Source organism: Achromobacter sp. GW823-FHT04E03 (assembly GCF_058796095.1).
Map to the genome: position 1 here is coordinate 992,349 of NZ_JBXAIJ010000002.1, position 14,202 is coordinate 1,006,550.

Sequence of the window (14,202 nt, forward strand, 5' to 3'; positions counted from 1 at the left end):
GATCCTTGCCGTTACGGCTCAGGGCTTCATCAAACGGCAGGTCGATTCCGCCGGCGAGGTATAGACCTGATCGCCCGGCACGCGGGCCACCAGCTTGTAGTAGTCCCAGGGCGCCTTCGACTCCGACGGGCTCTTCACCTGCATCAGGAACATGTCGTGCACCATCAGGCCGTCGGCGCGGATCTTTCCGTCCTTCACGAAGAAGTCATTGACCGGATTCGCCTTCAGCCATTTCATGATGGTGTCGCCATCGGTGCTCTTGGTGGCTTCCACTGCCTTCAGATAGGTCGTGGCGGCGGAATAGTCGCCGGCTTGCAGCATCGACGGCTTTTTCTTCATGGCGGCTTCGAAGCGCGCGGCCCACTTGCGCGAGGCGTCGTCCTGGTCCCAGTACCAGGCCGTGGTCAGATACATGTTCTGCGCGGCTTGCAGTCCCAGCGCGTGCACGTCCGTAATCAATACCAGCAGGCCCGCGATCTTCATCTTGGGCGTCAGGCCGAATTCATTGGCTGCCTTGACGGCATTGCTGGTGTCGCTGGCCGAGTTCGCCAGCCCCAGCACCGATGCGCCGGATGCCTGCGCCTGCAGGATGAAGGAAGAGAAATCCGCCGCGTTCAGCGGGTGCCGGACCCGCCCCTTGACGTTGCCGCCGTCGGCCTGCACCACCGCTGAGGCATCGCGCTCCAGCGCGTGTCCGAAGGCGTGGTCCACCGTCAGGAAGTACCAGTCCTTGTTGCCTTCCTTCATCATCGCGCGGGCCGTGCCGCGCGCCAGCGAAACCGTGTCGTACACATAGTGCACGGTGTAGGGCGTGCATTGCGAATTCGTCAGCTCGGAGGCGCCCGCGCTCACCACGAAGAACGGCGTCTTCTTTTCTTCGGCCACTTTCGCCATCGCCAGCGCTGCCGCGGAATTGGCGCCCGCAATCAGCATGTTCACGCCCTTCTGGTCCAGCCATTCGCGCGCCCTGGACGAGGCGATGTCGGCCCGGTTCTGGTGGTCTGCCACCAGCACCTCGACCTTTTTCCCCGCCACCACGCCGCCCAGGTCCGCCACCGCCATTTTGATCGCCTCGGCTCCGCCCGGGCCGTCGGCATCCGCCGACAGGCCGGACATGTCGGTGATGAAGCCGATGCGGATCACGCCGTCGTCGGCCTGCGCCATGCCGGCCGTCCCCAACAGCGTCGCGAGCGCGGCTGCGCACAATGTCTTTTTCATGTCTGTCTCCCCACTGGATGGATCTGGTTCAGAACGCGACGTTGTCGCGGCCCTTCAATTGCAGCGTTTCGCGCGCCTCGTCGGGCGTGGCAACCTGTAGCGAAAGGTCTTCCAGGATGCGGCGGATGCGCCGCACCTGGTCCGCGTTCGAGTGCGCCAATTCTCCCGGCCCGTCCCAAAGCGAGTCCTCCAGGCCCACGCGCACGTTGCCGCCCAGGGTGGCCGCCATGGTCGCCAGCGGCGTCTGCTTGCGTCCGGCGGCCAGCACCGACCAGATGTAGTCGTCGCCGAACAGGCGGTCCGCGGTGCGCTTCATCATCATTACGTCTTCGGGATGCGTGCCGATGCCGCCGCGTATGCCGAACACGGACTGGATCAGGAAGGGCGGCTTGAGCAGCTTGCGGTCGACGAAATGCGCCGCCGTATACAGGTGCCCGATGTCGTAGCACTCGATCTCGAAGCGCGTGCCGTTGTCGCCGCACGAGGTCAGGATGCGCTCGATGTCCTTGAAGGTGTTCTTGAAGATCAGGTCATTGCTGCCTTCGAGATACGGACGTTCCCAGGCGTGCTTGAACTCCTTGAATCGCTCCAGCAGTTCATACATGCCGAAGTTCATCGAACCCATGTTCAGCGAGGCCACCTCGGGCTTGAATTGCAGCGCGGGCGCCATGCGGTCGGCAAGCGGCAGCACGGGCGAGCCGCCCGTGGTGATGTTGATCACCACGTCCGAAGCGTTCTTGATGCGGGGCAGGAACTGCGCATACAGCGCGGGGTCCTGGGTAGGCTGCCCGGTATCGGGCTGGCGCGCATGCAGATGCACGATGGCGGCGCCGGCCTTGGCCGCATCCAACGCGGACTGCGCGATCTCATCGGGCGTGACGGGCAGATGGGGCGACATTGACGGCGTATGGACCGATCCGGTGATGGCGCAGGTAATGATGACCTTGTTCCTGGACTTTTTCATGGGCCTCGGGCTGCGCGCTTGCGCATGCGTTCTTGATGGTTTTCATGGCCCCGGTTGTCTCCTCCGGGTGTGGGCCATTCTGTCCCACGCCCGCTGCCCGTGTCACCTGAACAGAAATAATCAATTGATAGGATTTCCGGTGCTGCGGTGCAGCGACGCTGGACGCCAGCGCTGCGCGCGAGCCCTGACAGGACTACAATTTGCCTATGCCGGAACGCCCGTTCCGACGGCCATCCGATCACGCAGAAGCCGCCTCCCATGCTTGATATCCAGACCCTCCGCCCGCTGCGGGCCATGCAGCCCGGGCGCGGCCAGATCCGCCTGATGCAGGTGCCGGCATGAGCTACGTCCTGGCAGTGGATCTGGGTGGCACGCGCTTTCGCGCCGCGTTGGTGGACGATCGCGGCGGCATCGCGCATTCGTGCTTCATCGAAAGTCCGGCGCGTGCCAGCCCCGCCGCTCATCCTGGCTGGGACGAGATCGACGCCGATGCCTGGTGGAACGGGCTGCAAGCCCTGACCGATGCGCTGGCGGCGCAGGCGGACGCCGCTTTCAGTGCGGTAGAGGCCATCGCGATCTGCGGCGTCACGCGCACGCAGGTCTTCATCGATGCGCACGGCGCTGCCATCCGGCCGGCGATCACCTGGCGCGATACGCGCGCGGCGGCGGACGTGGGCGCGTGGCTCGCGTCCATGCCGTCCTCCCATCCCGAGCATGGACAGATCAACGCCTTCCATCCCTGGGCGCGCGTGGCCTGGCTGTTGCACGCAGAGCCAGAGCACGCGGCGCGGGTGCGGCTGGTGCTGGAACCCAAGGATTATCTGAATTTCCGCCTGACCGGACGCACCGTGAGCGACACCGTGTCGATGGCGCGCCTGGCGGCGGCCGCCACGGCCGGACCGGACTGTGCCGACCTGCTGACGGCGGTGGGGGCCAATCCGGCCTGGGTACCGCGCCTGCTCGATCCGCTGGAGGTCGTAGGCGTCGTGCAAAAGGGTCTATCGGGCGCGTTGGCGCGTCTGTCGGGACGTCCTGTCGTGGCTTGCGCCAACGACACCTGGGCGGCCGTGGCCGGCCTGGGCGCACTGCGGCCGGGTTACGCCTACAACATCTCCGGCACCACCGAAGTTTTCGGCGCCGTGGGCGCCGAGCCGGTGCAGGCGCAAGGCCTGATGACGGTGGACTGGGGCGGCGGACATCATCAGATTGGCGGGCCAGGCCAGAATGGCGCGGATACGGTGGCGTGGCTCTTGCCGCTGCTGGGCCGCCTGGGCGACGAAGGCATGGCCGGGGTGGGCGAGGCCATGGACGCCTTGCTCGATGCGCCGCGCGATCCGCAACCGGCGCTGTTCCTGCCCTATCTGCAAGGCGAACGGGTGCCGTATTGGGATCCGCACCTGCGCGGCGCCTTCCTGGGCTTGAACCGTCGCCACGGCCCCGGCGACTTGGCCTGGGCCGTGCTGGAAGGCGTGGCCTTTCTCAACCGCATCGTGCTGGAGCGCGCCGAAAGCGCGCTGGGCAGTCCCGTGGAAGAAATCCGCTTCGGCGGCGGCGCGGCGTCCAATGCCCAGTGGTGCCAGGTCAAGGCCGATATCTGCGAACGCGCTCTGGTGGTCGGCCAGGCCGAACAGCCCGGCGTGCTGGGCGCGGCGGTCGCCGCCTGGACGGGCCTGGGACGCTACGGCAGCTTCGCGGCCGCCCAGGACGCGCTGGTGCGCGTGGCGCAACGCTATGAACCCCAGGCCGAGCGGGCGCACGCCTATCGCCGCATGTACCGCCAGTTCCGCGCCGCGGAAGCCGCGCTGGCGCCAGTATCGCGCGCGCTGGCCGGCATCGACATGGGCTGATGGCCCAGGTATAAACTACCTCGCCATCAGCGGGGCGCAGCGACGCGCCCACATAACAAGCAAAACGCAGCAAGGGTTGAGTCGATGCGCGGCATCCTGGAAAAGTACGGCACGGCAATCGCGGGATTGGTCCTGGTGGTTTTCTTCGCGTTGGCAGCCCCGAATTTCGCGGCGCCCAATAATCTTCTGAACATCGCCAAGGAAACCAGCTTCCTGGCCATCATTGCCATCGGCTTCACGCTGGCGCTGGTCACGGCCGAACTGGACCTGTCGGTGGCCGACGTCGCCAGCCTCGCGGCGGTCGTCACGGGCGCCCTGGTGCATACCGGCCAGCCGGTGCTCCTGGCCATAGGCGCGGGCCTGGGCGTAGGCCTGCTGTGCGGCCTCGTGAACGGCATCGCCGTCACGCGGCTGCGCGTGCCCTCGCTGATCGCGACGCTGGGCATGGCAGCCATGGCGCGCGGTTTCGCCTTCATGCTGACCGACGGCGTGTCCTATGTGGGCCGTTGGCCCGCCGCCTTCACCGACCTGGCGCGCGGCAAGCCCTTCGGCATTCCTGCCCTGGTGCTGTGGATGCTGGGCGCCGTGCTGCTGGCGTTCTTCCTGGTGAAATGGACCCGCACCGGGGCCCGCATGACCGCCACCGGCGAGGCCGGCGAATCCGCGCGGCTGGCCGGCATCAACATACGTGCCATGAAAAGCATAGGCCTGGCGCTTTCAGGCCTGTGCGCGGGGCTGGCGGCCGTGCTGCTCACGTCCAGCCTGTCTTCGGCCGCGCCGAATATGGCCGGCGACTACTTCCTGTACGCCATCGCCGCGGTGCTGCTGGGCATGACCATGTTCAACCCCGGCCATGCCAACATACCCGGCACGCTGGTCGCCGCGCTGATCCTCAAGGTGCTGGGCAACGGCCTGGTCCTCATGGGTGCGCCGTATTACGTGCAGGACATCGTTTTGGGCTTCATCATCATCGCGTCCGTCGCGGTGTCATCGGCCGTGCTGAAGAAAGCGGCCTTCAAATTCTGATCGGAAGGGGAAGAGAACCATGCGTAAATCCTTGATGCGCAATCTGCTGTTGGCCGCGTTTTCGGTGCCGGCCCTGGCCATGGGCGCGGCGGCGCACGCCTTCGACGTGGGCATCGTCGCGTTCCAGATGTCTTCGGAAACCCACGCGCGCGTCGCCAACGCCGCTGCCGAAGCCGCCCGCTCCAAGGGCTGGACCGTGACCCAGCTGAACGCCGAAGGCTCGCTGCCCAAGCTGGCCGAACAGCTCGACACCCTGGTCAACAAGAAGGTCGACGCCATCGTCATCGCCATGGGCAAGCCCGTGGAAACCGACGCGCAGCTGCAGGCCGCCAAGGAGAAGGGCATACCCGTCGTCGGCGTGATGTCCGGCGCCAGCCCCCACATGCTGTTCGACGTCGAGGTCAACGAATACGCCACTGGCGCCCAGTCCGTCCTCTATATGCTGGGCAAGATGGGCTACCAGGGCAACATTCTGTCCGCCCGCTTCGACGGCAACTCCGGCACCCGCATCCGCGGCAAGATGCTGGACGCCGTCCTGACCGAGAACACCGCCGTCAAGGACCTGGCCAAGTTCAGCATGGCCCGCACCCAGAGCTGGCGCGACGATGTGCGCAACGGCATGCAGGCGCTGCTGCTGCGCCATCAGGGCCAGTTCAAGGGTATCTGGGCCTCGTTCGACGGCCAGGCCTATGTCATCGACGATCTGCTGCAGGCCCAGGGCATGAAAAAGGGCGACATCACGCTCGTGTCCGTCGACGGCAGCCCGGAGACCTACCGCCGCATCGCCGATCCCAACAGTCTCATCACAGCGACCATGATGATTCCCTTCGAGCAGATGGGCACCAAGGCCATCTACGCCATCGACCGGATCGTCGTAAAGAAGGAACCCAGGGAAAGCATCGCCGCCGGGCCCTACCTCTTCATGGACTCCGTCCTGGTCGACGCCAGCAATGTCCAGAAATTCCTGCAACCCGCCAAGTAAGAGCCAAGAGCCATGACCGCCGCGTTGTCGCTACGCCAGATCAAGAAGTCGTATGGCGCCGTCGAAGCCCTGAGGGGCGTGGACCTGGACGTGCCCCAGGGCAAGGTCATGGCCATCTGCGGAGACAACGGCGCGGGCAAGTCCACGCTCATCCGCATCATCTCAGGCGCGCAGGAACCCAGCGCCGGCGCGATGAGCCTGAACGGGCAGCAGGTCGCGTTCGGATCGCCCCACGACGCCCTGGTGCAAGGCATCGCCACCATCTACCAGGATCTGGCGCTGGCTCCGCGCTTGTCGATCTGGGAAAACATCTTCATGGGCGCCGAACTGGTGCGGCGCGTGGGGCCGCTCAGCATCCTGGATAAACGCCGCATGGCCGAGGATGCGCGCGGCTACCTGCAACGCCTGTCCGTGCCCATCGATGACATGGACCGGCCCGTGGAGCGCATGTCCGGCGGCCAGCGCCAGGCCGTCGCCATCGCCCGCGCCCTGCGCTGGGACGCCCGCGTCGTCATCATGGATGAACCCACCGCCGCGCTGGGCGTCAAGGAAACGGCGCTGGTGCTGAACCTGGTGCGCAAGCTGCGCGAAGAGGGCCGCACTGTGATCCTCATCAGCCACAACATGGCCGACGTGGTGGCGCTGGCGGACAGGGTGGCGATCCTGAAGAGCGGAACCAAGGTCATCGAGCGCGACGTGGCCGGGCTGGATGCGGACGCGTTGGCGCATATGGTGATGACGGGCAAAGAGTAAGGCCGCGCTTGGCCCCAGCGGCCATGCGAATGAAAAAGGCCGCCGCCAGCGATAGACCCGGCGGCGGCTTTTTTTTCATGTGGCGGCAGAGTCAGATCGGCGCTTCATCCGCGTTATAGCTGAACAGCCATTCATAGCGTTCACGCACGCGCGTTTCGTTCCACTCGCGGTCCACGTAGTCGGCGGCGCCTTGCGCGTGTGCCAGTGCCGGATTGTGGAAGCGCCGAGCGTTCTCGGCCGAACCGCGCACCACGCGAGATGCCCGTTCCACGCGCGCCGCTTCGTAGCGTTTGAATGCCTGGGGAACATCGTCCGGCTGCGCCTCCAATGCGCGCGCCAGTACATAGCCGTCCTCGATCGCCATTGCCGCGCCCGAGGCCAGCATGGGCAGCGTCGGATGGCAGGCGTCTCCCAGCAGGGTCACGCGGCCCTGCGACCACTCAGGCAGCGGTTCGCGCAGCATCAGCGCCCATTTGTAGGGTTCGTCCAGCGCCTGGATCAGTGTCTGCACATCCTCATGCCAGCCCGCGAAATCCCGAGCGCATTCCGCTACGCTACCGCGCTCGGTCCAGGACTCCACCTGCCAATCGTCGCGTTCCAGGATGCCCACGAAGTTCACCAGTTTTCCCTGCCGCAGCGGATAGTGGATGACGTGGGCGCCCGGGCCTACCCAGTTGCAGGCATAGGGCTCGCGCAGATGCGCGGGCAACTTTTCGGCCGGGATCACGCCGCGCCAGGCGACGGTACCAGAAAACGCCGCCGCGTCCGCGCCGAACAGCGCGGCGCGCACGCGCGAGTGCACGCCGTCGGCGCCGATGAGCGCCGCGCCTTCGATTTTTTCGCCCGACTCCAGTACGGCGGTGACGCCTGTGTCGTCCTGCGTGAACCTGGTGACCTTGGCGCCCAGCGTGATGGCTCGCGGGTCATTGGCCTGCACCGCCTGCGCCAGAATCCGGTGCAGGTCGGCGCGATAGATCGTCAGGTACGGATAACCATAGCGGGCCACCGATTCCGCACCCAGGTCGAACAGTGGCCAGGTTCGTCCGCTGGACCACAAGCGGATACGCTTTCCGGCCGTTGGGCGTGCGACCTCCGTCAGGGCGTGTTCCAGACCCAGTTGATACAGCACGCGGTTGGCGTTGGCGCTAAGTTGGATGCCCGCGCCGACTTCGCGCAGCTCCTGTGCCTGCTCCAGCACGCGCACGCGCAAGCCGCGCCGCTGCAGGGCCAGCGCGGCGGTCAGGCCGCCCAGGCCCGCGCCGGCGATGAGATATAGGGGGGAGGCGTTGTGAGACATATGTTGCGGGGGTGTGGGTTAGTCAGGCTTGATGCCGGCTTGCTTGACGACCTGGGTCCATTTGTCCAGGTCCGTGCGGATTGATTGCGCGAATTGCTCCGGCGTATCGCCCACAGGCTCCAGGCCCAGGTCGGCCAGCTGGCGCTTGACCTCGGGATCGCGCGCTGCGGCGGCCAGCGCCTTGGTCAGGCGCTCGATGACGGGCTGCGGCGTGTGGGCGGGCGCCATGAGACCGAACCAGGAATAGGCTTCGAAAGGTTTGCCCAGCACTTCAGCCACGGTGGGAACGTTGGGCAGTTGCGGGTAGCGCTGCGCGCCGGTAACGGCATAGGCGCGCAGCTTCTGCGCCGCGATCTGCGGATACAGCAGAGTCACCGTGTCGAACAACAGATCAACTTGACCGCCCAGCACGTCGCTGAGCGCCGGCGCCCCGCCGCGGTAAGGAATGTGCAGAATGTCCACGTTCGCGCTGCGATCGAACAGTTCGGCCGTGAGATGGCCGACCGAACCCGTGCCGGCCGAGGCCACCGTCAGCGGCTGGCGCCGAGCAAGGTCGAGCAGCGCCTTGAGGTCAGCACTGGGCAGGGCGGGTCGGCTCACCAGGATTAGCGGGCCGCGCACCGCCATGCCGATAGGGGTGAAGGAGGCGATGGGGTCATAGTCCAGCTTGGGATAGAGCGCAGGCGCCACCACCATGCTGCTGGTGCCGCCCCATAGCAGCGTGTAGCCGTCAGGCTGTTCGCGCGTTACCGACGTGGTGCCCACCGAGCCGCCCGCGCCTGCACGGTTCTCCACGATGACCGGTTGGCCCAGCTGTTCGGCCATGGTCTTGCTGAAGAGGCGCGCGCTCGTGTCGGTCGGGCCACCGGGCGGAAATGGCACCACTAGCCGGATCGGCTTCTCGGGGAAGTCCGCAGCCTGGACGGCGGGCGCCGGCGCAAGGGCCGCGCACGCGATGGCGAATGCCGAGGCAATTCGCAGGGGGAATCGGAACATGCTTGTCTCCTGTAGGCGCATTTGCGCTTTTGTTCTGGGCCCATCCGGACGGAAGGCAGCGCATTTCGCAATTGCAACGCAAACAGATAAACAAGTAAAACTGCGTTATCTTGTCTATTAACAAAGAAGTTTTATTAATTATCTGGTAGTCCACGCGTGAATTTCTCCCTGCGCCAACTGCGCGGCTTCCTTGCCGTAGCCGAACATGCCAGCTTCACCAAGGCCGCGGCCCAACTGCACCTGACGCAGGCCGGCCTGAGCGCCATGGTGCGCGAATTCGAACAGAGCATAGGCAGCCGCCTGTTCGAACGCAGCACCCGCGCCGTGTTGCTCACCGATGCGGGACGAACGCTCCTGCCCGTCGCCCAGCGCATGGTCGATGAACTGGGCGGCACGCTGCGTCAACTGGCCGCCGCCAGTACGCCGCAGGCGCGCGTGCTGCGCGTGGGCGTCACCCCGCTCATCGCCAGCAGCATCCTGCCGCAGGTGCTGCGCGCCTGCTCGGCAGCACAGCCGGAATGGCGTGTCGAAGTGGCCGACATGGACCGCAGCCTGATCCAACAGGGTGTCGAAGACGGAACCCTGGACGCCGGTTTCGGCGCCTTCTTCCAGAAGGCGGCTGGCCTGCGCCGCCGCGGGTTGTTCCCCGCCGAACTGGTGCTGGCGCAATCGGCCGAACATGCCGCCCGGACCCGCCGCGCTCCCTTGCCCTGGCAGCGGCTCGATCCCGCCAGTCTCATCGTGCTGCCTTCCAGCAACCCCATCCAGCAACTGATAGACCGGCACGTTCCTCGCATGCCCGATGTCGCGAACCTCCCGCCGCGCCGCGTCTACAGCCACCTGGAAACTATCCTGGCCATGGTCGAGTCCGGGCTGGGCCAAGCCGTCGTACCCTCGTTTGCCGCCTTGACCGGCACGCGCTGGCGCGTGCAGCTCCGGGCCCTTACGCCCCGCGTCGCGCTGGACTACGCCATCGTCACCCGCAGTGGCCGCCGTGACAGCGCCGGATTGACCGCGTTCGTGGACTGCCTGAGAGCGGCGGCCCAGATGCGCGAGCCATAAAGAAAGCCGCCGCCAGTTGCCTGGCGGCGGCTTTCTTTGAGACTGCTGCTGGACTTAGTCCTTGCGGCTGGTCACTTCAACCAGGTGGTAGCCGAACTGGGTCTTCACCGGACCCTGGACCTCGCCGACCGGGGCGCTGAACACCACGGTGTCGAATTCCTTGACCATCTGGCCCGGACCGAACGTACCCAGGTTGCCGCCGTCGCGCGAGGACGGGCAGCTGGAGTTTTCCTTGGCCAGCTGAGCGAAGTCGGCGCCGTTCTCGATGGCGGTCTTCAGTTCGTTGGCCTTGGCTTCGGTGGAGACGAGGATGTGGCGGGCGGAGGCTTGTGCCATTTGGGGCTCCTTGCGGACTTGAATTGGGGAGGGGGAGAGTAACGCATTCAGCGGACTGGCGCTGGCTAGGCTAGGGTAACTCGCGGATGATGAACCACTGACGACTGTTGTGTATCCCTTCAATACAAGACGTCCGGGGGCCAGCGTTCCGGAAATTTTGTCACATATCGATCGGCCACTTTGGCCTATGAATATGCTTATACGGCAGGTTCCTCTGGTCCAGCGTCGCCGACCCCGGCGCATCCGCAAAGATCACATGCCGCGCTACTTTCGAGAACGACGCCTGGAAGTGCTGCGCCGACTTCACTACGATCAGCGCCTTCTCCTCCAGCCGGCACCCCAACTGCGTGAACACATCGATATCCATGGCCTGGGCCCGCACCGTGATCAGCACGATCTCGATACCATCTGCTTCGACCAGGGCGGAATTCCCCACGACAGCCGGCGATCCGGACAAGCCCGTCATGACCATGTCCGGCGTCAGCGCCTTGACCGTGCACATCAAGTCCAGCGGTTCCCCGGACAAGGGGCTGATCTTGCCCCCGATGCGCAAGGGCAAGCGCGCGCCGACGCCAGCGCTGAAAGCGATGCGGACGGCGATGGGATCCCACATGGGGCCTATCGCCGCATTGCGCACGCCCCGTTGCAGCAGGCGGCGCAGCAGGAAGGTGGAGTCGCCCGCACCCCCGCCGCCGGGATTGTCAGCGGCATCGGCAATGACGACAGGCGTTGCGCCATATGCCAGAGCCTGGTCGATGGCTTCGTCCGGTTTGGGGTAGATGGGCGTCAACACTTCGCGCATGCCTATGAGCTCGTCGGCCAGGCGCCGCGCAAGCTCCTGGGCGGCTTGGGCATTGCCGTCGGCATAGACCAGCAGCTTCGTCCCCATGTCGGGTACGTCGCCCCAGGCGAAGCTGTGCACCACGGAAATGGAGAGTATGCCGTCGCTGCCTTCCAGCGCGCTGATGCGGTCGATATAGCTGCGCGCCGGTTCCTGTGGCGTGCGGATGGTGACGACCATCTCGCAGTCGGCCACGGCGGCAACCGGGGCGATGCGCCGATCGACGATTGCCGCGCAGAAGTCCACCAGTTCCAGCGCGCGTTCGCGGATGTCGGTGTGGGGATATTCCTTGTAGGCGACCAGCATGTCGGCGTTGGCGACCATGGCGTCCGACAGATGGCAATGCGGATCCAGCTCCGCGCCGACGACGACCTCGGGGCCGACGATGCCGCGGACGCGCGCCAGCAGATCGCCTTCGCAGTCTTCGTAGCCGTCGGCCACCATGGCTCCATGCAGGCCCAGCACCACCATGTCGACGGGCAAGGCCTGTCGCAGGTCGCGCAGCAGTTCATCGCGCAAAGTCTCGTAGGCATGGCGCGTGGTAATGCCGCCGGGTTGGGCGCCGGCGGCCATGCCTTCGATCACGGTCCAGCCGTGTTGCGCGCCGCGCTGGCGCGCTGCCCACAGAGGTCCGCTGAAGATGGTCATCTCGGGAGGATGGGTGCCTGCGGGGTAGTAGCCCCGGTCGGCAAAATCATCCAGCGAGGTGGGCAGCGGAGCGAACGTATTGGTTTCCGTGGACAGCGAACCGGTGAAAACGCGCATGGTACGAGTGCTTAGTCCGCGGTGGCGCCAGAGGCCTTGACGACGTCGGCGTACTTGGCGATTTCGGAAGCGACGTGCTGGCGCAGTTCTTCCGTCGTGCCGCCGCCGGGCGTGGCGACCATGCCGGCGAGCTTCTCCTGGATTTCCTTCTCTGCCAGGATCGCGTTGACTTCCTTGTTCAGCTTTTCCACGATGTCGGCGGGGGTGCCGGCAGGCGTGAACAGCGCGTACCAGGACGTCATCTCGTAACCCTTGACGGTGGCGTCGATGGTGGGGATCTCGGGCGCAAAGGGCTGGACGGTAGCGCTGGTGACGCCCAGTGCGCGCAGCTTGCCGCCCTGGATGAGCTGCATGACCGAAGGCGCGGTGTCGAACATCACCTGGATGCGGCCAGCCATCAGGTCGGTGAGGGCGGGCGCACTGCCCTTGTACTGCACGTGTTCCATTTCCACGCCCGTCATCATCTTGAACAGTTCAGCCGACAGGCGGGTCGACGAGCCTGCGCCGGACGAGGCGAAGAAAATGTTCTTGGGGTTGGCCTTGGCGTAGGTGATGAACTCCTGCACCGTCTTGGCCGGCACGGTGTTGTTCACCACCATGATGTTGGGAAAGCGCGTCAGCAGCGCCACCGGCGCGAAGTCCTTCTGGAAGTCGAAGGACAGTTCCTTGTACAGCGACACGTTGATGGTGCTGGCGTTCGAGCCCAGCAGGATGGTGTAGCCGTCGTTGGGCGAGCGCGCCACGGTCGCGGCGGCGATGTTGCTGGCGGCGCCGGGACGGTTCTCGACCACGAAGGTCTGGCCCAGCTTGTCCGACAGGCGGCCGGCGATCAGCCGCGCCACGGCGTCGGACGAGCCGCCCGGCGCGTAGCCGACCACGACCTTGACGGGCTTGCTCGGGTAGGCAGCTTCCGGCGAGGCGAAAGCTGCCTGTTGACTGAATACGCTCAGGGTTGCGGCAGCGAGGATCGAAGCGAAGAGTTTCATGCTTAAAGGCTCGAAATGGGCGTTACCTCGCATTGCCGCCGCCGCTGGCTTCCAGCTTGCGGCTCGCAACCGAGCGGATTTGAAAGTACGCGCATTATTCGCAATCGCAGGCCTGTAAATCAATGTAAGCTGCGAGGGAGTTTGTTGCCAAAAAGGCAACGATTTAGAGAAATCGTAGAAAAAGGGGACAAGCATGGACGGAGGACTGAGCGCGCGGCGCCTGCAATACTTCTTCGAGGCGGTGACGACCGGATCGGTGCGCGGCGCCGCCGAGCGCCTGGGGGTGGAGCCTTCCATCGTCAGCCGTCAGATCCAGTTGCTGGAGACGGAGCTGGGCGTGGCGCTGCTGGAGCGCAAGGGCCGGGGCATCGTGCCCACCGACATGGCCTCGATTGTGATGGACCACTGCCGCGACCGGCAGGCTAGCGAGCAGGCCTTGCGGGCCCGGCTGGACGAGGTCAATGGTTTGCAACGCGGCGATATCCAGATCGTCACCAGCGAGGGCTTCGTCGATATCCTGATGAGCGGCGTGGTGGATGAATTCTGCCGGCAGCATCCTGGCGTGCGGGTTTCGCTGAAAGTGGCCGGCGCTTCCGACGCGGTGCGCGCCGTGGTGCACGACGACGCCCATATTGGCGTGGTGTTCGGCGCGCCGGCGGACCCCGGCATACGCGTGGTTCACACGCGCAACCATCCGCTGTGCGTGATCGCGTGGCCGGATCATCCGCTGGCGCGGCAGCGCAAGCGGCCGACGCTGAAGGACGTGGCGCGCTATCCGATTGCGCTGATGGGGCCGGGCTTCGGCTTGCGCCAGCTGATCGAGATGGCGGAACTATCGGAGAACATCGTGCTGTCGCCCAGCTTCATCGCCAACTCGGTGGTGACGCTCAAGCGCTATGTGGAAAGCCGCCTGGGGCTGACCTTCACGTCGGCGAACTCGGTGGTGAAGGAGGTGGCTCGGGGTGAGTTGGTGGCGCTGCGCACCACCAATCCCATCTTCGAGGCGGCGCAGACGCGCTTGATCGTGCGGGCGAATCGGCCGTTGACCAGCGCGGCTAGAGGCATGCTGGAAAGAATCCAGGCATCGCCGCTGTTCCACGGCGCGAAGCCGTAGCGGGCGATGCCTGGC

Annotated in this window: 13 protein-coding genes; 6 read left to right on the forward strand and 7 right to left on the reverse strand. The window is 65.6% G+C overall.

The features are described from left to right. Nucleotides 1-18: 18 nt before the first annotated feature. On the reverse strand, nucleotides 19-1,218 hold the full coding sequence (locus tag AC1RHV_RS15935) for an ABC transporter substrate-binding protein (RefSeq protein ID WP_125470299.1): 1,200 nt from the start codon (nucleotides 1,216-1,218) through the stop codon (nucleotides 19-21). Between the two features lie 28 nt (nucleotides 1,219-1,246). Next, nucleotides 1,247-2,182 (reverse strand): 3,5-dioxohexanoate:acetyl-CoA acetone transferase, encoded by a 936-nt coding sequence (gene kce / locus AC1RHV_RS15940; protein WP_492301305.1) that lies wholly within the window; start codon nucleotides 2,180-2,182, stop codon nucleotides 1,247-1,249. A 338-nt stretch (nucleotides 2,183-2,520) separates the two neighbouring features. On the opposite strand from kce, the gene AC1RHV_RS15945 reads away from it, so the two are divergent. From AC1RHV_RS15945 to AC1RHV_RS15960, 4 genes are all read left to right on the forward strand, one after another. Next, on the forward strand, nucleotides 2,521-4,029 hold the full coding sequence (locus AC1RHV_RS15945) for a xylulokinase (protein ID WP_175212724.1): 1,509 nt from the start codon (nucleotides 2,521-2,523) through the stop codon (nucleotides 4,027-4,029). Between the two features lie 84 nt (nucleotides 4,030-4,113). Next, entirely contained in the window at nucleotides 4,114-5,055 is a 942-nt protein-coding gene (locus tag AC1RHV_RS15950; protein ID WP_054458851.1) for an ABC transporter permease, read from the forward strand. Between the two features lie 19 nt (nucleotides 5,056-5,074). Further along, nucleotides 5,075-6,037 (forward strand): sugar ABC transporter substrate-binding protein, encoded by a 963-nt coding sequence (locus AC1RHV_RS15955; protein WP_175212723.1) that lies wholly within the window; start codon nucleotides 5,075-5,077, stop codon nucleotides 6,035-6,037. Nucleotides 6,038-6,049: 12 nt separating this feature from the next. After that, a complete protein-coding gene (locus tag AC1RHV_RS15960; RefSeq protein WP_119451697.1) occupies nucleotides 6,050-6,790 on the forward strand; it encodes an ATP-binding cassette domain-containing protein in 741 nt (246 codons plus the stop codon). A 91-nt stretch (nucleotides 6,791-6,881) separates the two neighbouring features. Here AC1RHV_RS15960 and AC1RHV_RS15965 read toward each other — a convergent pair whose 3' ends face one another. Then, nucleotides 6,882-8,087, reverse strand: a complete 1,206-nt coding sequence (locus AC1RHV_RS15965; protein ID WP_306651663.1) for an FAD-dependent monooxygenase — start codon at nucleotides 8,085-8,087, stop codon at nucleotides 6,882-6,884. An 18-nt stretch (nucleotides 8,088-8,105) separates the two neighbouring features. Beyond that, complete coding sequence (locus AC1RHV_RS15970; RefSeq protein ID WP_054458858.1) at nucleotides 8,106-9,083, reverse strand: Bug family tripartite tricarboxylate transporter substrate binding protein; 978 nt, start codon at nucleotides 9,081-9,083, stop codon at nucleotides 8,106-8,108. Nucleotides 9,084-9,239: 156 nt separating this feature from the next. Here AC1RHV_RS15970 and AC1RHV_RS15975 point away from each other — a divergent pair, with 156 nt between their 5' ends. Next, on the forward strand, nucleotides 9,240-10,145 hold the full coding sequence (locus AC1RHV_RS15975) for a LysR family transcriptional regulator (RefSeq protein ID WP_310535338.1): 906 nt from the start codon (nucleotides 9,240-9,242) through the stop codon (nucleotides 10,143-10,145). A 54-nt stretch (nucleotides 10,146-10,199) separates the two neighbouring features. Here AC1RHV_RS15975 and AC1RHV_RS15980 read toward each other — a convergent pair whose 3' ends face one another. The 3 genes from AC1RHV_RS15980 to AC1RHV_RS15990 all read right to left on the reverse strand — a co-directional run bounded on the left by AC1RHV_RS15980 (nucleotide 10,200) and on the right by AC1RHV_RS15990 (nucleotide 13,073). Beyond that, the gene (locus AC1RHV_RS15980; RefSeq protein WP_006385706.1) at nucleotides 10,200-10,481 is read right to left on the reverse strand and encodes a peptidylprolyl isomerase; all 282 of its coding nucleotides are present in this window, start codon (nucleotides 10,479-10,481) and stop codon (nucleotides 10,200-10,202) included. A gap of 160 nt (nucleotides 10,482-10,641) precedes the next feature. After that, the gene (locus AC1RHV_RS15985; RefSeq protein WP_492301310.1) at nucleotides 10,642-12,087 is read right to left on the reverse strand and encodes a M81 family metallopeptidase; all 1,446 of its coding nucleotides are present in this window, start codon (nucleotides 12,085-12,087) and stop codon (nucleotides 10,642-10,644) included. Nucleotides 12,088-12,098: 11 nt separating this feature from the next. After that, nucleotides 12,099-13,073, reverse strand: coding sequence for a tripartite tricarboxylate transporter substrate binding protein (locus AC1RHV_RS15990; protein ID WP_175212720.1), 975 nt, complete (start codon nucleotides 13,071-13,073; stop codon nucleotides 12,099-12,101). Nucleotides 13,074-13,266: 193 nt separating this feature from the next. Between AC1RHV_RS15990 and AC1RHV_RS15995 the strand changes: the two genes are divergently transcribed. Beyond that, entirely contained in the window at nucleotides 13,267-14,187 is a 921-nt protein-coding gene (locus AC1RHV_RS15995; RefSeq protein ID WP_119451701.1) for a LysR family transcriptional regulator, read from the forward strand. Nucleotides 14,188-14,202 lie beyond the last annotated feature (15 nt).